Source organism: Variovorax endophyticus (assembly GCF_025376855.1).
In the GTDB taxonomy this organism is placed as follows: Bacteria; Pseudomonadota; Gammaproteobacteria; order Burkholderiales; family Burkholderiaceae_C; genus Variovorax.
This window is the reverse complement of sequence record NZ_JAHUTH010000019.1, coordinates 1-17,987: the sequence shown is the minus strand read 5'-3', so window position 1 is coordinate 17,987 and position 17,987 is coordinate 1. Positions and strand designations below refer to the sequence as shown.

At 65.0% G+C, this 17,987-nt stretch carries 24 protein-coding genes; 12 read left to right on the top strand and 12 right to left on the bottom strand.

Annotated features, from left to right (window positions below):
- The first annotated feature begins 347 nt into the window (after positions 1–347).
- Positions 348–821 carry a hypothetical protein gene (locus tag KV106_RS23370; protein ID WP_261212674.1) on the top strand — a complete coding sequence of 158 codons (474 nt, stop codon included), beginning with the start codon at positions 348–350 and terminating at the stop codon, positions 819–821.
- Here the strand turns inward: KV106_RS23370 and KV106_RS23365 are convergent.
- Positions 812–1,027, bottom strand: coding sequence for a hypothetical protein (locus KV106_RS23365; protein WP_057591456.1), 216 nt, complete (start codon positions 1,025–1,027; stop codon positions 812–814). The genes KV106_RS23370 and KV106_RS23365 overlap by 10 nt on opposite strands.
- Positions 1,028–1,243: 216 nt before the next feature.
- The gene (locus tag KV106_RS23360; RefSeq protein ID WP_261212830.1) at positions 1,244–1,726 is read right to left on the bottom strand and encodes a low affinity iron permease family protein; all 483 of its coding nucleotides are present in this window, start codon (positions 1,724–1,726) and stop codon (positions 1,244–1,246) included.
- A 302-nt stretch (positions 1,727–2,028) separates the two neighbouring features.
- Between KV106_RS23360 and KV106_RS23355 the strand changes: the two genes are divergently transcribed.
- Positions 2,029–2,442 (top strand): DUF2934 domain-containing protein, encoded by a 414-nt coding sequence (locus KV106_RS23355; protein ID WP_261212673.1) that lies wholly within the window; start codon positions 2,029–2,031, stop codon positions 2,440–2,442.
- 2 nt (positions 2,443–2,444) lie between these two features.
- Positions 2,445–2,636 carry an aminoglycoside phosphotransferase gene (locus KV106_RS23350; protein ID WP_261212672.1) on the top strand — a complete coding sequence of 64 codons (192 nt, stop codon included), beginning with the start codon at positions 2,445–2,447 and terminating at the stop codon, positions 2,634–2,636.
- A 16-nt stretch (positions 2,637–2,652) separates the two neighbouring features.
- Here KV106_RS23350 and KV106_RS23345 read toward each other — a convergent pair whose 3' ends face one another.
- The 5 genes from KV106_RS23345 to KV106_RS23325 form a co-directional block, all read right to left on the bottom strand.
- Positions 2,653–4,947: an FdhF/YdeP family oxidoreductase gene (locus KV106_RS23345; RefSeq protein ID WP_261212671.1), complete on the bottom strand. Its 2,295-nt coding sequence runs from the start codon at positions 4,945–4,947 to the stop codon at positions 2,653–2,655.
- Positions 4,948–4,952: 5 nt separating this feature from the next.
- The gene (locus tag KV106_RS23340) at positions 4,953–5,210 is read right to left on the bottom strand and encodes a hypothetical protein (protein ID WP_261212670.1); all 258 of its coding nucleotides are present in this window, start codon (positions 5,208–5,210) and stop codon (positions 4,953–4,955) included.
- 109 nt (positions 5,211–5,319) lie between these two features.
- Complete coding sequence (locus KV106_RS23335; RefSeq protein WP_261212669.1) at positions 5,320–5,583, bottom strand: hypothetical protein; 264 nt, start codon at positions 5,581–5,583, stop codon at positions 5,320–5,322.
- A 29-nt stretch (positions 5,584–5,612) separates the two neighbouring features.
- On the bottom strand, positions 5,613–5,816 hold the full coding sequence (locus KV106_RS23330) for a hypothetical protein (RefSeq protein ID WP_261212668.1): 204 nt from the start codon (positions 5,814–5,816) through the stop codon (positions 5,613–5,615).
- A gap of 2 nt (positions 5,817–5,818) precedes the next feature.
- A complete protein-coding gene (locus KV106_RS23325) occupies positions 5,819–6,286 on the bottom strand; it encodes a PA2169 family four-helix-bundle protein (RefSeq protein ID WP_261212667.1) in 468 nt (155 codons plus the stop codon).
- A 269-nt stretch (positions 6,287–6,555) separates the two neighbouring features.
- Between KV106_RS23325 and KV106_RS23320 the strand changes: the two genes are divergently transcribed.
- The 4 genes from KV106_RS23320 (at position 6,556) to KV106_RS23305 (ending at position 10,728) form a co-directional block, all read left to right on the top strand.
- Positions 6,556–7,080 carry a (2Fe-2S)-binding protein gene (locus KV106_RS23320; protein ID WP_261212666.1) on the top strand — a complete coding sequence of 175 codons (525 nt, stop codon included), beginning with the start codon at positions 6,556–6,558 and terminating at the stop codon, positions 7,078–7,080.
- Entirely contained in the window at positions 7,077–8,117 is a 1,041-nt protein-coding gene (locus KV106_RS23315; protein WP_261212665.1) for an FAD binding domain-containing protein, read from the top strand. Before KV106_RS23320 ends, KV106_RS23315 begins: the two co-directional genes overlap by 4 nt.
- Positions 8,114–10,393 (top strand): xanthine dehydrogenase family protein molybdopterin-binding subunit, encoded by a 2,280-nt coding sequence (locus KV106_RS23310; protein ID WP_261212663.1) that lies wholly within the window; start codon positions 8,114–8,116, stop codon positions 10,391–10,393. Before KV106_RS23315 ends, KV106_RS23310 begins: the two co-directional genes overlap by 4 nt.
- A gap of 122 nt (positions 10,394–10,515) precedes the next feature.
- Positions 10,516–10,728, top strand: a complete 213-nt coding sequence (locus KV106_RS23305) for a hypothetical protein (protein ID WP_261212662.1) — start codon at positions 10,516–10,518, stop codon at positions 10,726–10,728.
- Positions 10,729–10,786: 58 nt separating this feature from the next.
- Here KV106_RS23305 and KV106_RS23300 read toward each other — a convergent pair whose 3' ends face one another.
- Entirely contained in the window at positions 10,787–11,275 is a 489-nt protein-coding gene (locus KV106_RS23300; protein WP_261212661.1) for a hemerythrin domain-containing protein, read from the bottom strand.
- Positions 11,276–11,610: 335 nt separating this feature from the next.
- Here KV106_RS23300 and KV106_RS23295 point away from each other — a divergent pair, with 335 nt between their 5' ends.
- Both KV106_RS23295 and KV106_RS23290 read left to right on the top strand, forming a co-directional pair.
- Entirely contained in the window at positions 11,611–11,973 is a 363-nt protein-coding gene (locus tag KV106_RS23295) for a PRC-barrel domain-containing protein (RefSeq protein ID WP_057591444.1), read from the top strand.
- Between the two features lie 197 nt (positions 11,974–12,170).
- Positions 12,171–13,121, top strand: coding sequence for an IS481 family transposase (locus KV106_RS23290; protein WP_261212660.1), 951 nt, complete (start codon positions 12,171–12,173; stop codon positions 13,119–13,121).
- Here the strand turns inward: KV106_RS23290 and KV106_RS23285 are convergent.
- From KV106_RS23285 to KV106_RS23275, 3 genes are all read right to left on the bottom strand, one after another.
- The gene (locus KV106_RS23285) at positions 13,118–13,732 is read right to left on the bottom strand and encodes a UdgX family uracil-DNA binding protein (RefSeq protein WP_261212659.1); all 615 of its coding nucleotides are present in this window, start codon (positions 13,730–13,732) and stop codon (positions 13,118–13,120) included. The two genes, KV106_RS23290 and KV106_RS23285, sit on opposite strands and share 4 nt — an antisense overlap.
- 40 nt (positions 13,733–13,772) lie before the next feature.
- The gene (gene budC / locus KV106_RS23280) at positions 13,773–14,555 is read right to left on the bottom strand and encodes a meso-2,3-butanediol dehydrogenase (RefSeq protein ID WP_409976553.1); all 783 of its coding nucleotides are present in this window, start codon (positions 14,553–14,555) and stop codon (positions 13,773–13,775) included.
- A gap of 84 nt (positions 14,556–14,639) precedes the next feature.
- Positions 14,640–15,125, bottom strand: coding sequence for a DUF421 domain-containing protein (locus KV106_RS23275; protein ID WP_261212658.1), 486 nt, complete (start codon positions 15,123–15,125; stop codon positions 14,640–14,642).
- Positions 15,126–15,347: 222 nt separating this feature from the next.
- On the opposite strand from KV106_RS23275, the gene KV106_RS23270 reads away from it, so the two are divergent.
- The 3 genes from KV106_RS23270 to KV106_RS23260 all read left to right on the top strand — a co-directional run bounded on the left by KV106_RS23270 (position 15,348) and on the right by KV106_RS23260 (position 16,755).
- Positions 15,348–15,971: a cysteine hydrolase family protein gene (locus KV106_RS23270; protein ID WP_261212657.1), complete on the top strand. Its 624-nt coding sequence runs from the start codon at positions 15,348–15,350 to the stop codon at positions 15,969–15,971.
- Positions 15,972–16,092: 121 nt separating this feature from the next.
- Positions 16,093–16,371, top strand: a complete 279-nt coding sequence (locus KV106_RS23265; RefSeq protein ID WP_261212656.1) for a hypothetical protein — start codon at positions 16,093–16,095, stop codon at positions 16,369–16,371.
- Between the two features lie 111 nt (positions 16,372–16,482).
- Positions 16,483–16,755, top strand: coding sequence for a hypothetical protein (locus KV106_RS23260; RefSeq protein WP_261212655.1), 273 nt, complete (start codon positions 16,483–16,485; stop codon positions 16,753–16,755).
- 137 nt (positions 16,756–16,892) lie between these two features.
- Here KV106_RS23260 and KV106_RS23255 read toward each other — a convergent pair whose 3' ends face one another.
- Positions 16,893–17,408 carry a fasciclin domain-containing protein gene (locus KV106_RS23255; protein ID WP_261212828.1) on the bottom strand — a complete coding sequence of 172 codons (516 nt, stop codon included), beginning with the start codon at positions 17,406–17,408 and terminating at the stop codon, positions 16,893–16,895.
- Between the last annotated feature and the right edge of the window lie 579 nt (positions 17,409–17,987).

Here is a 17,987-nt window from a genome sequence, read left to right as displayed (position 1 = left end):
GCAGGTGCACAGCAATCGTCCACCGGAAATCCAAAGGGATCGGTCGCTCCTGCTGCGGGAAACTCCACGCCCAAGGCCCAGGGGGCCACGGGTCCGCGCGTTGACACGGGACGCGGCACCGAGCCGTTGAGCAGCGAGCACGGCCCCGCCGAGGCGCGCACAGGCCAGAACCGCCCACCCGGCGGCGGTCCGAACGGCGGGCTGACGCGCACCAATCCTCAGGACACCGCGCCTTCGGACAATGGGCGCAGCGCCCAGGGATCGTCGGCGCGGCCGGTGCCGTCCTCGGAATCGAAGGAACGCGAACGCAATCGGTGAGGGGCGGGCGGGCCACGTAGGTGCATTCGGTGCTGCTGCGTCGTGCCGGCCCCTGCACGATCCTTGTGTCCATCGTGCGTCGCCTGACCCATGCTTTGCTGCTGTTGCAGCAGTTGAGCTATGCGCACACCCTTTGCGAGTTCCAGCGATTGTGCGAGCGCTGTGGTCGCGTGTCACCTTCGAGCGCCGAAATCGCGAAGAGCTTTCGGCGAATGACGGAGTGTGAGCGGCGTTGGGCTCGATGCCGCGAGGGCTTGGCCGCGGCAGACATGGCGGCATTGCGTGTTTTGAGAGCGCTCGATCTGCAGCGTCTCCTGGAAAGCGCTCACGTGCGGCTGGGTTCGTGGAGCGATGCTTCGAGCATGGACCGGATGCCCGCGTCGCATCTCTTCGAGTGGGTGTCGCACGATTGCGAAAAACTCGAACTGGCTCAGCTCGAGGATGCCATGAGTCCCGCGGAGGCTGCGATTTACGTACAGTCCCTCGATCGGCTTCAGGGCTGATCGGGCCGATCGTCAGGCGTCGTCGAAAGGACGCGCAGCGTGTGCAAGCGCTCGGCCGCGTTCGAGAAAGCCGCGTTCAACTCCTCCGCGGACATCGACGGATAACCGGCGGGCGGGCGCAGCGCCTTGCGAAGGCGCTCGCACGCGGCCTCCCAGGCCATCTGGGCGATCAGCCGGGCTTTGAGGTCCGAATCGGAAGCGAGCATGAGGCATCATGTTCCGCTCAGCCTGCCGCGCAAGCCCAATGAACTTTTCGGGCGCTACGTCCTACAGTTCGCACTCGGCGTTCTGCTTCTCAACCGTTGAGTCGGTGCGGAGACTTCCAAGTATTTTTTGCAGTCGACGCCGCTTGCATCCTTGGCGCGGCCGGCGGATTACGCAAACGTGTGGGGCGTGTGAGACAACAGGCTTTTCCTACCGGGCTATGACTCCGACCGATCAGCGCACTTGGCCATGTCCCGGCCCAGTGCCACTTTCTGCGCGGCCTCGCTCGCCAGGCTGCCGTTCTTCGCCCGTTCCGCCAGCCGTGCATAGAAGGCGGCCACGCGCTGCAATTCCTGTTCGTCGAGATCCTCGATGCCGATCATGCGGTTGCTGGCGCGCTTGTGGGCCGCCAGCAGTTCGTCCAGCTTGAGGTGCATGGCTACGCTGTCCTTGTTCTGGCTCTGCTGGATCAGGAAAACCATCAGGAAGGTCACGATCGTCGTGCCCGTGTTGATCACGAGCTGCCAGTTCTCCGAGAAACCGAACAGCGGTCCGCAGATCGCCCACAGCGCCACTGCCATCAGCGCGACGCAGAAGGCTGTCGGCGTGCCAGCCCAGCGCGTGACGCGGCTGGCGAAGCGATCGAAGCGCGCCAGCCAGCGCGACCTGCCAGCGTAGGCGACGGTGGCGGTGTTTGGCATTCCGCCCACAGGGCCGTCCTCGTCTTCCTGAGGGTATGTGTGTTGGCTGCGCTGGATGTCTGACATGTGGAAAGCGAAAGTGCTCCTATGACCTGCTGCAGCATGCACATGAAGGCAGCTTGCCTGCGACATCTCTGCGCGCATCCTCTTGCAGGAGTCCTCCTTCCCCGCCTCCTAGCACGCTGGCCATCAACGTTCTGGGTGAGTAGGGCATGCTCCTACGAGATTCTTCGCCAGCACGAGACGCCGCCGTCGCTCGGCGCACCTACCGTTCCTCCAACTCAACTGCATAGGAGCTTCTGATGGCAAGTTCAAACAACGGCGGCGACCAACCTTTGGTCGCGCCTGCGGGCGGTGCTAATCCACTCATCGAACCGCTCACTGAAGGACGGGACGCCGCCGCGGCGGCGCCGCCGAAGGAGACGGGTCAAGCCGATCAGGAACGAGTGATACGTGAGGCGGCCTATTCCGCCTACGAGCGGCGCGGCAAGACCGAAGGCGATGCCGTACAGGACTGGCTGGCTGCAGAGGCAGAGGTCAATGCGAGGAATTCTTCGAAAGTCGCGGAACTCGCCCGCAAGCTCGATGCCACACCCGAGCAAGTCGAGGAGGCCATCCGGGCCGTTGGTCCGAATGCCTCGGACATCGAACTTCACCTCAAGGGTACGCGCAGCACCACGAATGCCGAGCGTACCGACGCCACCGGCAAGGAATGACCATGCCCCAGGACACCAATATCCCCGTCCCGAACAATGCCGAGTCGCGGCGCGCGCAATGGCAGGCGCTCGCCGAGCGTGTCGGTGTGCTCGTACCCGGATCGCCGTTGACCGAGGAACTGGTGGCCTTTGCCGAGGGCGTGATAGCGCTGCAGCGGCAGGACCGCGAGAGTCCCTTCGAGCCGCTGCGCTAAATCCAGGCAACGTCGTTCAGGCGATCGCGCTGCGCCTCACGCGCACGGGAATCGCTTTCGCCGCGGGCACCATGCTTTCGCGCGCGAAGTACTCGAGGGGAATCAACGGATTGCACTCGGGGTAGTAGCCGCCTACGCTGCCTTTGGGCAGATCGAAGCACATGACGCGAAGACGCCTCACTTGTCGCTCGCCGTCCTCGAAGCCTTCGGCGCACACGTCGACCATGTCGCCGTCGGTCAGCGACAGCCGTGCCATGTCACTGGTGTTCATCAGCAGTACGCGACGCGTGCCGTGGATGCCGCGGAAGCGGTCGTCGAGGCTGTAGATGGAGGTGTTGAACTGGTCGTCGCTGCGCAAGGTCATGAGTCGTAGCGCGTGCGAGGATGGTGCCGCGCCCTCGCGCAACAAACCATGGCCCTTGAAGTTGGCTTTGCCGTTCTTCGTCTTCCACACGCGTTCGCGCGCGGGCAGCGGCCGCGCAAAGCCCGCCGGATCTTCGAGCCGCGCATTGAAGTCATGGAACACCTCGGGCAGCACCTGCGCGATGTGCTCGCGGATGCGCGCATAGTTCTCGACCCAGGCCTCCCATGGCACAGCCGGGTTCGGCGGCAAGGTGGCGAGCGCGATGCCCGCGACGATCGCGACCTCGGAACGCAGCGTGTTCGCGGCCGGCTCGGCGACGCCGCGTGAGGCATGCATCACGCCGGTCGAGTCCTCGATCGACACCATCTGCTCGCCGCCCGCCTGACGGTCGATCTCGATGCGGCCCAGGCAGGGCAGCAGGTACGACACCTCGCCGTGCACGAGGTGGCTGCGGTTGAGCTTGGTCGCGATGTTGACCGTGAGCCGCAGCTTCTTCCACGCGGGTTCGATGCGGTCGGTGTCGGGCACGGCGCGCGTGAAGTTGCCGCCGAGCGCGACGAAGGCGCGCACCGAGCCGTCGAGCACGCCCCGGCAGGCCTCGACCGTGTTCAGACCCTTCTCGCGCGGCGGCTCGAAGCGGTAGAGCCTCGCCATCGCGTCGAGCGGCGCGAGTTCGGGCTTCTCGGTGATGCCCACGGTGCGCTGGCCCTGTACATTCGAATGGCCACGCACCGGACAGATGCCTGCGCCGCGGCGGCCGATGTGGCCGCCCAGCAGCAACAGGTTCGACACCATCTGCACGGCCGCCACACCCTCGACATGCTGGGTCAGGCCCATGCCGTAGATGCCGATCACGGCGCGCGATTCGGCGAAGGTGGCGGCCGCCTGTTCCAGCGCCTCGCGCGACAAACCCGATTCTTCGGCAATCGAGGCCCACGAGGTCCCGCGCAGCCAGGCGGCGAATTCTTCGAAGCCCTCGGTGTGCTCGGCGAGGAAGCCGGCATCGAGCACGCGCGGCGCCCCTTGCGCAATGGCGTCGCCGTCGGCCGCCACCAGCGCCTTGCACAGGCCCGCCAGCGCCGCCAGGTCGCCGCCGTTGCGCACTTGCAGGTACTGGGTGCTGACCTGCGTCTCGGCGGGCGTGAGCATCTGCACCGGCGACTGCGGATTGGCGAAGTGCACCAGCCCCGGCTCGCGCAGCGGGTTGAAGGTCACGATCCGCGCACCGCGCTGGCGCGCTTCCTGCAGCTGGTGCAGCATGCGCGGGCTGCTCACGCCGGTGTTGTGGCCGAAGATGAAGATTGCGTCGCAATGCTCGAAGTCATCGAGCCGCACCGTGCCCACGGGCACGCCGATGGTCTCCGGCAGCGCCACCGAGGTGGTCTCGTGGCACATGTTCGAGCTGTCGGGTAGGTTGTTGTTGCCGTACAGGCGCGCCAGCAGCTGGTAGAGGTAGCTGGTCTCGAGCGAGGCGCGGCCCGAGGCATAGAACACCACCGAGGCCGGGTCCTCGCGGCGCAGCGCGCGCAGTTCGGCGCCGATCTCCGCCAAAGCGTCATCCCACGAGACCTCGAGGTACCGGTCGCTCGTCGCGTCCCACCGCATCGGCCGCGTCAGGCGGCCGCCGGATTCGAGTTCATGGTCGCTCCAGCCGAGCAATTGCGTGACCGTGTGCTGCTCGAAGAAGGCCGGCGGCATGCGCTTGGCCGTGAGCTCCCAGGCCGTGGCCTTGGCGCCGTTCTCGCAGAACTCGGCCGGGCGCGGATGACCGGGCTTAGCCCAGGCACAACTCACGCAGGCGAAGCCGCCGGGCTTGTTCTGCTTGAGCAGGGCCTGCGTTCCCGCGATCGGAATGTGCTCGCGCAGCAGGATGCCGCCCACCGCCTTCAGCGAACCCCAGCCGCCGGCCGGGTGTTCGTAGGGCTCCGGTGCTGCCGCGTCGTTCACGTCGTCTAACGCTGGCCGGGACCGGGATTGGGCTGCTGCGCGAGGTCTTCGTGCAGACCGAAGGCGGCCGAATCGTCGTGCCGGGTGTTCTCGACGTTTTTGCGCTTGTCCCGCATGCGCTCGTTGGGGGCGGGCGAGGCCACGTCCTCGCCCGCGGCCGTGCGTTGGCTCGAGAAGCGCTCGCCGCCACCGATGTTGTCTACACCGCCGCTGGTGGTGGGCCGCGTGCCGTCGCCGCTGCCCGCGATGATGGGTTGGGTCATGGGATGCTCCTTTTTAAGCACTTCAACCTAAACAGCGCGCTGCGGCGTGCTTGTAGGAACCGGTGCCGTCACTGTGCGCGGCACTGTTGCGCTGCCGACTGCGCTCTCCTCAGGCCGTGTCATCGATGGGGCCGACAGGCGGCGCGCCCTCGTCCTCGCCGCCGCTGCGCGGGCCGGAGCGTTCGTCGGGCACCATGCGCACGAGTTCGGCGCATCCGTCCTCGAAGGCGTCGAGCCACAGGTCGTAGGCCATCGGGCTGGCGGACAGCTCGATCCATTCCGAGGCATCCGCGCCTTGCTCGTGCAAGACCCAATGAAAGTTTCCCGCGCCCACCTCCTCGACGAATACGGCGATGCGTCGAAGCCGGGTCATTTCAACTTCTTGGCCAGGTACCGGCGCACCTAAGCGTTGTCCTTGCCCGCGGCGGGCGGGGCAGACTGCTTGGCGGCGCGCGCGGGGGGCGCGGGGTCATGACCGCGCTCGCCCGGGTCTCCCGAAGGCTTCTTAGCCTCGCGGCCGATGCGACTGCCGTCCGCGGGCGTGTCGATGCCCGCCTCGCCATTCTGATCGACGTTCACAGGCGACATCGACTTGCGTGTGGACATGTTCAACCCTTGGCCTTGTACTGATCGCGCAGATCACGGATCTGATCGTGGTTGCGCTGGGCGCCCTCGGCCTGGCGCTCGACCAGCGTGCGCACCGCAGGCGGCAGTTCGGACTTCAGCGCCTTGCGATAGCGGGCGACGGCTGCATCCTCGCCACGCTCGCATTCCTCGAGCATGGACAGCGCGCTGTCCGCGCCCAGCGTTCCCTTGACGTGAACCCAGCCGCGATGCAGCGCCCCGCTGGCGGTGCCGCCCGTGTCGGTCTCTCCGCCGAGCGAGCGGATCAGCGTCGCCAGTTCGGCGGCTGCCTCCGCGCACTGGGCTGACCGGCTCGCGAAGACCTGCTTGATCTGTGCGTCGTCGACCTCGTCCGCGCAGGCACGGAAACCGTACTCGCCATCGCGGGAGTTTTCGAGCAGGTCGGACAGGATCGAAACGACTTCGTCGTTGGTGCGAGTGGCGGTGGTCATGATGCTGTTGCTCCTGATTGGTTGGTGGTTGGAAAAAGGAGTCGTGAACATCCCGCGTTGGTCGTTGGAGGCATGTAGGCAAGGGCCGCGCGCGCCCGTCATGGCGAAGCCATGAGATGCACTCGGCTGGACGTTTGGCTTGCGCACAGAGTGGCGGGCTGCCGTCCGACGTGCCCAGGACAGGCCCCTGCTTAAACCCCTCGAACTGTGCCTCACCACCCGAACAACCGGTCCCGCGAGCCATCGCGAACAACGCAAAAAGGTCCCCGATGAGCCATAGCCATGCCCCGGATCCGCCCACTCCTGCGAACACGGGCCCATCGCGCCACATCGTTTGGCTGAAAGTGAATGGTCAGACGGAGACGCTTGACCTTGAGGCCTGGGTCAGCCTGTTGGACCTGCTGCGCGATCGGCTTGGCCTGACGGGCACCAAGAAGGGCTGCGATCATGGACAGTGCGGTGCCTGTACCGTGCTTGTCGATGGGCGTCGCATCAATGCCTGCCTGCGGCTCGCCGCCATGTGCGAGGGCGCGGAGATCACGACGATCGAGGGTGTGGGGCAAGGTTCGACGCTGCACCCCCTGCAGCAGGCGTTCATCGACCACGACGCGCTCCAGTGCGGCTACTGCACGCCCGGCCAGATCTGTTCCGCGATGGGGCTGCGCAACGAGGGCCAGGCCTCGAGCGCCGATGAGGTGCGGGAACTGATGAGCGGCAATTTGTGCCGCTGCGGCGCCTACCCGCAGATCGTGGCCGCTGTTTCCGAGGTGGTGCTTCAGGTGCAGGAACGATGAATCCCTTCACCCTCATCTCTCCCCCGAGCCTCGAGCGGGCATTGCACGAGTTCGCGCCCGGCAGCCAATGGATCGCTGGCGGCACCAATGTTCTCGATCTGATGAAGGAAGGCGTGGCGCGGCCCGGCAGGCTGATCGACATTACCGGGCTGGGGCTGGACCGCATCGAGACCACGGAGGGTGGCGGTCTGCGCCTCGGCGCGCTGGCGCCCAACGCCGACACCGCCTGGCACCCGCTGGTGCGGGAGGGCTACCCGTTGCTGAGCGCGGCGATTCTCGCCGGCGCCTCGCCGCAGATCCGCAACATGGCGACCAACGGTGGCAACCTGCTGCAACGCACCCGCTGCGTCTACTTCTACGACCTGGGTGCACCCTGCAACAAGCGCGAACCCGGCACCGGCTGTCCAGCCATCGGCGGTCTCAGCCGCCAGCATGCGGTGCTGGGTGCGAGCGAGCGTTGCATCGCCACGCACCCGTCCGATATGTGCGTGGCGCTCGCCGCGCTCGATGCCGTGGTGCATGTGCGTTCGGCCGCGGGCGCACGGGCGATTCCCTTCGGGGAGTTTCATCGGCTGCCGGGCGATGACCCGCAGCGCGATTCCACGCTTGAGGACGGCGAGCTTGTCGTGCACATCGAACTGCCCCCGGCGAAACGGTTCGCGAATCACAGCGCTTACATCAAGGTGCGCGACCGCGCTTCTTATGCCTTCGCGCTGGTATCCGTGGCGGCGGCGCTTGAGTTTGACGCCGCCGGCGCGATCGGCGCGGTGCGGGTCGCGCTGGGCGGCGTGGCCCACAAGCCCTGGCGGAGAACCGACGCCGAGGCGGTGCTGGTCGGGCAGCGCCCGTCCGACGCTCTCTTCGAGGCGGCCGCCGACTTGCTGCTCGAAGGCGCGACCTCGCAAGGACAGAACGGATTCAAGATCACCATGGCACGACGCGCGATCACAAGAGCCCTTTCCACCGCGACGGCGGGAACGCCGCGCGCCGGACGCAACGACGGCCCGGGCCGCCCCGACCTGAAGGAGCCGCAATGACGCGCATACCTCAGGCGTGCCGCGTGCCGGTGGCTGAACCTGGCACGGGCGACGTGCGCATCGGCGAGCCGGTCTCGCGCATCGACGGCCGGCCCAAGGTCACAGGCGAGGCGCGCTACGCGGCGGAACACCCGGCCGAAGGCTTGGTGCACGGGATGGTCGTGAACAGCACCATTGCCAAGGGCCGCATCGTGCGCATCGATGCGAGCCGGGCACTCGCGGTGGACGGTGTGCTGGACGTGCTCACGCACGAGCGGCGCCCTCACGCTCGCTCGCTCGGCATCTTCTACAAGGACATGACCTCGCCGGGGGGCACGCCCTTCAAGCCGCTGCACGACGCGCAAATCCGCTATAGCGGCCAGCCCGTGGCCCTGGTGTTGGCCGAGAGCTTCGAGGCCGCGCGTCACGCGGCGCGGCTCATCGAGGTCGAATGCAGCGCCGAGCCGCACCAGACCGGCTTGCTCGACCACACCGATCGCGCCCGCAAGCCGAGCCGCCTGAAAGCCGGATATTCGCCACCGCCCGAAGAGAAAGGCAATGCGCAGGCCGCATTCGAGGCCGCGCCGGTCAAGATCGCATCGGACTTCTACAGCGGCGTCGAGCACCACAACCCGATGGAGATGTTCGCCACCACCGTGATCCGCGGCGAGGACGGCCACTTCACGGTCTACGACAAGACCCAGAGTTCGCAGAACAGCCGTTGGTATCTGTCGCGCGTCTTCGGGCTTTCCAAGAAGAAACTGACGGTGCGCAATCCGTACGTCGGTGGCGCCTTCGGCTCTGCACTGCGGCCGCAGTACCAACTCTTCCTCGCGATGATGGCTGCGCTGCACCTGAAACGCTCGGTGCGGGTCGTGCTCACGCGTCAGCAGATGTTCACCTTCGGCCATCGCCCCGAGACGCTGCAGCGAGTCCAGCTCGCTGCCGAGCGTGATGGCACGCTGCGCGCCATACGGCATACCGCGATCGCCGAGACTTCGCGCTTCGAGGACTACGTGGAAGTTGTGGTCAACTGGTCGGGACAGCTCTACCGCTGCGACAACATCCAGCTCGACTACAAGGTGGTGCCGCTCGACCAGTACAGTCCGATCGACATGCGCGCACCCGGTGCGGCGCATGGCGTGCACGCGCTCGAGGTGGCGATGGACGAACTGGCGCACAAGTTGCGCATGGATCCGCTGGCGCTGCGGCTGCACAACTACGCCGAGCGCAATCCGATGGACGACATGCCCTACTCGACCAAGGAACTGCGCGCCTGCTACGAGCAGGGCGCACGCCGCTTCGGCTGGGAACGCCGTGCACCGCTGCCGCGCGCCACGCGCGAGGGCCACGAGTGGGTGGGCTGGGGCATGGCGACCGGCACCTGGGATGCGCTGCAGATGTTCGCTCGCGCCCGGGCGGTGCTGAAGCCCGATGGCTACCTGGTGGTGAGCAGCGCCGCGACCGACATCGGCACCGGCACCTACACGGTCATGGCCATGATCGCGGCGGCGGCGATGGGGCTACCGCTCGAGCGCGTGCGCTTCGAGCTCGGCGACTCCACGCTGCCGGTGGCGCCCATCGAGGGGGGCTCCTCGCATGTGACCACGGTGGGGTCGGCGGTGCAGGGCGTTTGCGACAAGCTCAAACGCCGGCTGTTCCGGCTCGCGCGCGGTATCGCGGGATCGCCCCTGGCCCGGGCGAAGTTCTCCGAGGTGGAATTCGCCGATGGCACGATCCGGCTGGTGAAAGCGCCGTCGACGGCGGTGGCGTTCGAGGCCGTGCTCGCCGCGAACGGCGCGCGCCCTGTGGAGGACAAGTACCTGTTGCTGCCGAGCATGCTCAAGCAGCGCAAGTACGTTCGCGCAACGCACTCGGCGGTGTTCTGCGAGGTGAAGGTCGACGAGGAACTCGGCACGGTGCGGGTGACACGCGTGGTCAGCGCGATCGCCGCGGGCCGGATCATGAGCGCGAAGACCGCGCGCAGCCAGGTGACCGGCGCCGTCGTCTGGGGCATCAGCCAGGCCCTGCACGAAGAGACGCATCCGGATCACCGGCTGGGCCGCTTCATGAACCACAGCTTTGCGGAATACCATGTGGCGGTGAACGCGGACATCCACGACATCGACGTGATCTTCGTGCAGGAGGATGACCGCGTGGTCAGCGAACTGGGCGCCAAGGGCGTCGGCGAGATCGGGATCGTCGGCGTGGCCGCCGCCGTCAGCAATGCGATCTTTCACGCGACCGGAAAGCGCATTCGCAGCACACCCATGACACCCGAAAAAGTCATGCGCTGACCCTCTGCAGAGACGATTTAGGCCAGGAGCGACCTTCGATCCGGCACGTGCAGCAAGGGAAATCTTGTTGCCTGACGCGGGCTTTCGTTAAGATCGGCGCCCGCCGAGGGTCGAGTATGCCAATGGATTTTTTGAGACGGATCGAGGATTGCCAGTTCCCGCTGGCGCTACATGACGAAGCTGACATCCGCAACGCGATCGTCCTTGAAGCCGCCGGGCTGATCGAGGCACAGCTTCCACCGGTTGGCGTGCCTTTGACCGAAGGCGCATCGGTCATCTACCGTGTGACAGCTGAGGGTAGAGCCGCCCTGGCCAAGGCAAAACGCTCGGGATAGTAGAAAAGTGCGCCAGGGCGGTGCTGTCACGGGCACCGGGCCAACCGGGTCAACCGGGTCAGGCAGACGCTGTCAGCTCCGCCATCAGTTCTTCCTTGCGCGTTGCGAGCAACTCACGCATGGTCACGAGATCGAGGCCCTTGGCCGCGCGCGCCTTGGGGAACATCTCGTTGCGCTCTTCCTTGACGTGGTGATCAATGTACTCGCCCAGGACCTTGACCTTGGCGTCGAACATCTCGTCGATCTCCGCGGCGTCCTGGATCTGGGCGATCAGGTCCTTGGCGCTCGCGTGCTCGACCTCGGCCTCGTCGAGCAGGTCGGTCTCTTTCAGGGCCTCGCGCAACGCGGGGTAGAAGATCTCTTCCTCGATCTGTGTGTGCACGGTGAGTTCGGCGCAGATCTGCTGGGCAAGGTCTCGCTTTTTGCTGGCGGCGCTGGCGGCCTTTGAGCCCGCGAGGTCCTCGTAGGCCGTAAACATCTTCTTCACGTTCTTGTGGTCGGTGTCGAGCAGGCTGCACGCATCGGGTTCGGCGCGTTTGGTAGTCATGGAGTAGCTCCTGATTGATTCGTGGGAGCCGTAAGTTCAGCCAAGGCTCGTGAATGTCTCGTAGGCGCGTTGCGCATCGCGTCGAAGGAACTGCTCCGACGATCCGACGGCTAGCGCAGCTAGCGCGTGTTGCGGGTGCGGGGCCTCGGCTTCGAGGAGCGCAGGCCCTGATCGACCTCGCCAAATGGGCGGCACCTTTTCCTACAGGGTCAGGTTGCGATCGCCGATCCGCGGCCATGACTGGCCGAGAGACACAAGAGTCGATCCGTGCGCCGACATCAAGCTCATGCGCGCTGTGGCGGCCTTTTTCCATCCCTTCCTCACAGGAATTTCTCATGGCACTCACTTCAACCGGCACCCCCGTCTCCACCAGCAACGTCATCTCGTCGGAGCGCGTCGAGGGAACGGCCGTCTACAACACTGCGGGCGACAAGCTCGGCACCATTGATGACTTGATGATCGACAAGCTCAGTGGGCAGGTCCAGTACGCCGTCATGGAGTTTGGCGGTTTCCTGGGCATCGGGACGGACCGCTATCCGATTCCGTGGTCCGTCCTGAAGTACGACACCTCGCAAGGAGGCTATGTCGTGCCGATCGACAAGGCCGCGATCGAAGGTGCTCCGCGCTATGCCTCGGATCGCGTGCCGGATTACGACGACGTCTACAGCAGCTCGATCAACAAGTACTACGGTCTTTGAGCTGCGAGCGCGAAGGAAGCGACTGTGGCGTCTGATCCGAAGGTCATCGAAGGGATCGACGCTTGGTGGCGCGCGGCCAACTACCTGTCCGTGGGCTAGATGTGAAGGCCCAATAGGTTGTTTAAGGTGTTCACCCGGAGAAGTTTTGAGAGACTGGAAATTGCCAAACCCCCAATCCACTCAAGACCCCGACCCGGATGAACACCCATAAGAATGCCCGATTGACGTACCTGCGGCGCCTAAAGATGGTTCAAGACATCACTGAACGTGGCGTCAGTGCATCAGCTGCTGCCGCCTCGCACGGCGTCAGCGCCGTCACGGCCCGCATATGGCTGGCGCGCTACCTCGTCGATGGTGCGGCAGGCCTGCTGGACAAGTCTTCTCGCCCCGAGAAGTCGCCTCGCTCCATCGAACCTCATGTCGCTCTGGCCTTTGTCGAGTTGCGGCGCAAGTTCTTCTTGCAGGCACGCATCGCTTCCTACATGGGCGTATCCCGAGCCACCGTCAGTCGCGTGCTGCGTCGTGCCGGACTGTCGAGATTGAGTGACCTGCGCCCGGACGAGCCCGTGCAATGCTACGAGCGAGACAGCCCTGGCGAGCTGCTGCACATCGACATCAAGAAGCTGGGGCGCTTCGACAAGGTCGGCCACCGCATCACCGGCGACCGCACTCAGCGTGCGCGCAGCGTTGGCTGGGACTTCGTCTTCGTTGCCGTGGACGACCATAGCCGCCTGGCCTTTACGCAGGTGCATCCCGACGAGACCAAGTTCAGCGCCGAGGCGTTCTTGCGGGCCGCGGTAGGCTACTTCGCAAGCATGGGTGTGCAGATCCAGCGGGTGTTGACCGACAACGGCATGCCGTTTCGCTCTAGGCTGTTCGCCGAAGCTTGCCTCGAGTTGGGCATCGGGCAGAAGTTCACCAGGGCGTACCGCCCGCAGACCAACGGCAAGGCCGAGCGCTTCATCCAGTCGACCCTGCGTGAGTGGGCCTACGGGCACGTCTACGCGAACTCAGACCAGCGCTGCGAGGCCCTGCCTGTGTGGAACCACTTCTACAACTGGCATCGGCCGCACTACGGCATCAACCTCGCCGTGCCCGTCTCACGTCTCTCGATGTCTCGAAAGAACCTCTTGACACTTCACACCTAGGCCTTGCGTGGCAACGCGATTCGGAGGTCCTCCAGCCAAGCCTTCCATGCGTCCTCGCACTGCGCGGGATCGCCGCGCAGCAGGGCCGAGGGATGGAGCGTCACCAGCACAGGCCTTCCAGCGGGATCCTCCTGCCATCGGCCTCGCTCGCGGGTCACTGCCACCGGGCGGCCCAGATGCGCGCGCGCGGCAGTCGCGCCGAGCGCGAGAAATGAGTGCGGACGTACCAGGTCGATCTCGTCCTCGAGCCAGTGGTGGCAGGTTGCCGCTTCGCGCTGTGCCGGTGTTTTGTGCAGACGGCGGTTGCCTCGTAACTCGAACTTGAAGTGCTTGACCGCGTTGGTGACGTAAAGTTGTTCTCTTCGCCAGCCCAGTTCCTCCAGTGCGCGATCGAAAAGCTTGCCTGCCGGACCCACGAAGGGGTGCCCGTCCCGGTCTTCCTTGTCGCCTGGCTGCTCGCCGACGACCATCACAGCAGGACGCGGCCTTTCCTCACCGCACACCGCTTGCGTGGCTCGGGCGCCAAGCGGGCATTCCCGGCAACGGTCCGTCGCGTGCTTCAAATCGGCGAGCGCCTTCCGGGCGTTCGCGATGGAGAGCCGTGTAGACATGGGGATGCGTTTTCCGGGATCGGTCGCGATCTGAGGCCCGTCACGCCATGTCGGGCTGCCCGTTTGAAGCCATGAGGCCACCGTCCACCGGCAGCGCCACGCCCGAGACGAAGCTCGCGTCGTCGCTGGCGAGGAAGGCCACCACCGCTGCAATCTCCGAGGGGTCGGCGCCGCGCCCCAAGGGAATGCGCTCGCGGAATTTCGCCATCAGCTTTCGATTGCTTTTCATGTCCTCGGTCATCGGCGTGAAGGTCAGGCTCGGGCAGACAGCGTTGACGCGCACCCCGTCCTTGCCATGGTCGAGCGCAAGCGCCTTGGTGAAGTTGACGATCGCGCCCTTCGATGCGTTGTAGAAGCCCATGCCCCAATCGCCGCCGAGTCCGGAGACCGAGCCCGTGTTGACGATGCAGCCGCGGCTGGCGATCAGGTGCGGCATCGCCGCGCGGCAGCCGTGGAACACGCCGCCGATGTTGGTCGCCATGGTCTTGCCCCAGCCATCAAACGGCGCCTCGGTCACGGTGCCCTCGACCGCGATGCCGGCATTGTTGAACAGCACGTGGAGCGCGCCAAAGCGCTTGACGGTGGCCGCGACCAATGCCTGCACCTGCTTGTAGCTCGACACGTCGGCGACCTTCACCAGCGTGCGCTCCGGCGGCAGGTCGGCGGCGACGCGCTCGAGCTTGGCCTTGGTGTCGCCGGCGAGCACGACGTGGGCGCCTTCCTGCGAGAAGCGACGAGCCGTAGCCTCGCCAATCCCGGAACCGGCGCCCGTGACGATGACGACGCGATCTGTGAAACGTTGCATGCTGCTGCTCCTGGACATGGAAGCGCCGCAGCTTGCGCAGGTGAACCGGCTCTCGATGTCGGCGCGCGGCGATTGCGTTGTCGGACGCCAGCCTGCGCACGTTCAACGCCGATACTTGAACACGCTCAGCTCTCCGCCGGGCTCCAACCGCGCAATGCGCACCTCGGAGAGATCAGAAACGCCTTTCTCGCGAAGCTTGGACATCAGTTCCTCCGTGGTGATGAGTTCGCGGCGCAGCGTCCGGTGCATGATCCGGCCGTGCTTGACCAGCGGCTCGGCCGGCGGCTCAAGAAGGCGTGAGACGGTCGGCGATCGATAGCTGACCCAGTCGAGCGCGTAGTTCCACGCGATCAACGTCGAAATGAGCACGAGCCCATCGCCGATGGTCTTGTAGTCGCCTTGCATGGCATTGCTCGAAGCATCGGCGATCAACACGACGAAGAGCAGGTCCGCCACGCCCAACGACCCAACGTCGCGTCGCAGTAAGAAGCGGAACACGATCAGCAGAAACCAGTAAACGGCGGTACCTCGCAGCACCATTTGCCATGGCGGTGTCTCGAGACGCAGAAGATCCAGCAGCGAATCCATGAGTTCATCGCGGAAGAAGCTGAGGATGTTTACTCTCCGGGGAGGTTTCAGACGTTGCGTGTAGGCCGGTATGACGCGAGTGCGCCCGAATAATGAGGGGACCGAGCCGGATGCGATAACAGTGTCGGACGAAGCCGCTAATTGGGGTGTGGTGCGCTCGCGGCAGTCGCCTCGCAATGAAGAATGGCGATGCTCTTTCTTACCAAGCAGTGAGCTTTTGTCATGCCTTCACGATCCTCAGGCCTGCTCGCACCCGAGCGCGCGGCGGGCCAGACAGCACTTCTGATCATCGACATGATCAACTGCTGGGATTTTCCCGATGCTGAGAAGTTGCTGCCTTGCGCCGCGTCGATCGCACCGCGCATCGCAGCATTGAAGGCGCGATGCCGCCGGTCGGGTGTTCCCGTGATCTATGCGAACGACAACCGCGGCCGATGGCGATCGGACTTTCCAGCGTTGGCGCAGGAGGCGCTGCGCCAGGGTGGTCCAGGCGCGGAAATCGCAAGTGCCCTGAAGCCCGACGCCGACGACTACTTCGTGCTGAAGCCCAAGCAGTCGGCAATCTTCGGCACGCCGCTGGAACTGCTGCTGCAGCATTTGAAGGCGAGCCGCCTGATCCTGACCGGTGTCGCCAGCGACCAGTGCGTTCTCGTTACTGCGACCGAGGCCGGCATGCGCGCTCTCGCGGTGGTGGTGCCGCGCGACTGCGTGGCATCCCAATCGACGGCCCGCAATGCGCTGGTGCTGCGGCAGATCGAGGAGTTTCAGAAGTTGCCGACCACGCCCAGTACGCGGTTGCGGCTGATCCCGCATGCGCGCCACCTGCAAGGACGCAGGCGAGACTGAGCTGCCCGTCTAGCAGCCGCCTGCCTGATTGATGGATTTGCCGGGAAGCAGTTCTTCGACGGGCAGCCTATAGCGCTCCTGTCTGACCGTCGCCGGCCGTTGCTCGCGGCACTATCGCCCCATGGCTCCGCTTCGCCACCTTGCCGTCACCGTCTTCCAGGCCAACGCTAACGCCTTTCGGTGGCGACTGGTGGAGCTCTTGCCAGATGGACAGTGGAGCGTCATCGAAGAGCAGGCTTCTACGGTGAAGAGCTACAGTGCCGCGATGGCGGCCGGTCTGGTTCGGTTGCAGGGTATGGTCGAAGACTTGAGTGTCGGACCACGCGAGGAAGAGGCGGATGCGCCTGCAGCAAAAGCGGCTTCGGGCATGTTCGGCTTTGGATTCGGTCTGCCGAAGTAGCCCGCTCCCCCGTCCGAGTGACTGCATTGGTACGCGTCGACGTCCGACAGGCAGCTCCTGCGCGAGATCGGAAGTTGGGTGCCTTCCAGCTATTCTCGAAAGGAAGCGACCATGAGACTTGAACAAGCCAGAAGCGACGAGCGCGACGGACGACGGGTCTTTCGCTGGGGTATCGGTGCAGTGATCGTGGTGGTCCTGCTGGTTGTCATCTACAACGTCATGTCCCACCGCCGCAATGACGCGGCACCCGCGGGTGGCCAGGGCATTACCCAGCCCGCGCCACAGTCGGCGCCAGCAAGTCCGAACGGTGGCGGTGCTGCAGGCGTTGGAGGGGTCACGGGCAATGGCGGTGACGGGGGGCAGAGCCAGACCGGTACGCAATAGCCCCGTGTGAGCCGGTGCTCCGCTCATGGGTCGCGCGTTTATTCGCCCGTAGTGGCGCGGCGCAATGCCGATCCTGCGCTACGCTGGTTCTTCCCACGAAGACGAGAGGCATGCGTTGCGGGCCTTTGGTCGTCCCGTTACTTGGGGAGTAGCACTTTGTCGACGACGTGGATCACACCATTCGATTGGTAGACATCAGCGATCGTCACCGTGGCCGTGCCACCCTTCTCATCGGTGATCATGACCTTGCCACCTGCTGACTTGGCGATCAAGTTTCCGCCGGCGGCGGTCTTGAGTGTTGCCGAGCCATTGCCGTCCTTAATCATGTTCATCAGCGCTGCCGCGTCGAGCTTGCCGGGAACTACGTGGTACGTCAAAACCGTGGTGAGGGTACCTTTGTTCTCCGGTTTCAGAAGCGTATCGACGGTCCCGGCCGGAAGGGCCGCAAAGGCATTGTTGGTCGGTGCAAAGACAGTGAACGGTCCCGGACTCTTGAGCGTGTCCACCAATCCGGCAGCCTTGACGGCCGCGACAAGCGTGGTGTGATCCTTCGAGTTGACGGCGTTGTCCACGATGTCCTTGGCCGCGTACATGGGAGCACCGCCGACCATGACTTGTGCAGTCGCGACCGCGGCGGTTCCGAGCATCGCCATCGCGACAAGGCATGAGGAAAGCAGGCGGGGCAGGGTAAAAGAACGCATGAATAGCTCCTTGAAGGTGTTGGCCTGAGCAGACTGCAGCAGGTCACTCTTCTACGGATGCCCTGAAAAGGTGGATGAGGATGGTGAGCGCGCCGCATGGGCATGAATCCGGCATCGTGGCGACTGCGTAGCGCGAGCCTGTGCCCTTGGCACTGTCAAGTCCCGCGGTTAGTCCCAGCTGGCTGCTAGCCGGTTCGAACTTTTCCGACAGTACGCTTCTTCTTTTTCCGACGCCGTGGCCCATGACATCGCGCCATGCTTCTCGTACCCAAAAGTGTGACAGCTAACGGGCTTGCGCTCGGCTTCTGCCGGGCGCTTTTCTTTGTGCGGCCTGCGTGTGTCCACGAAGAAAAGAGGAACGACCGGCGGTTGCTGGCCTCCGGGATTTGCTTGGCGAAGCCGATGTGAATGGATTGAACTTGACGCGACGTAGCCTGCCTCTCGAGGCGCTTTGCCGGTGCATAGACGGCGCCCGGGCATGGTGAAAACCCTCGGTAAAAAAATCGCATCCGGTTGAACTTCCGGCCCGTA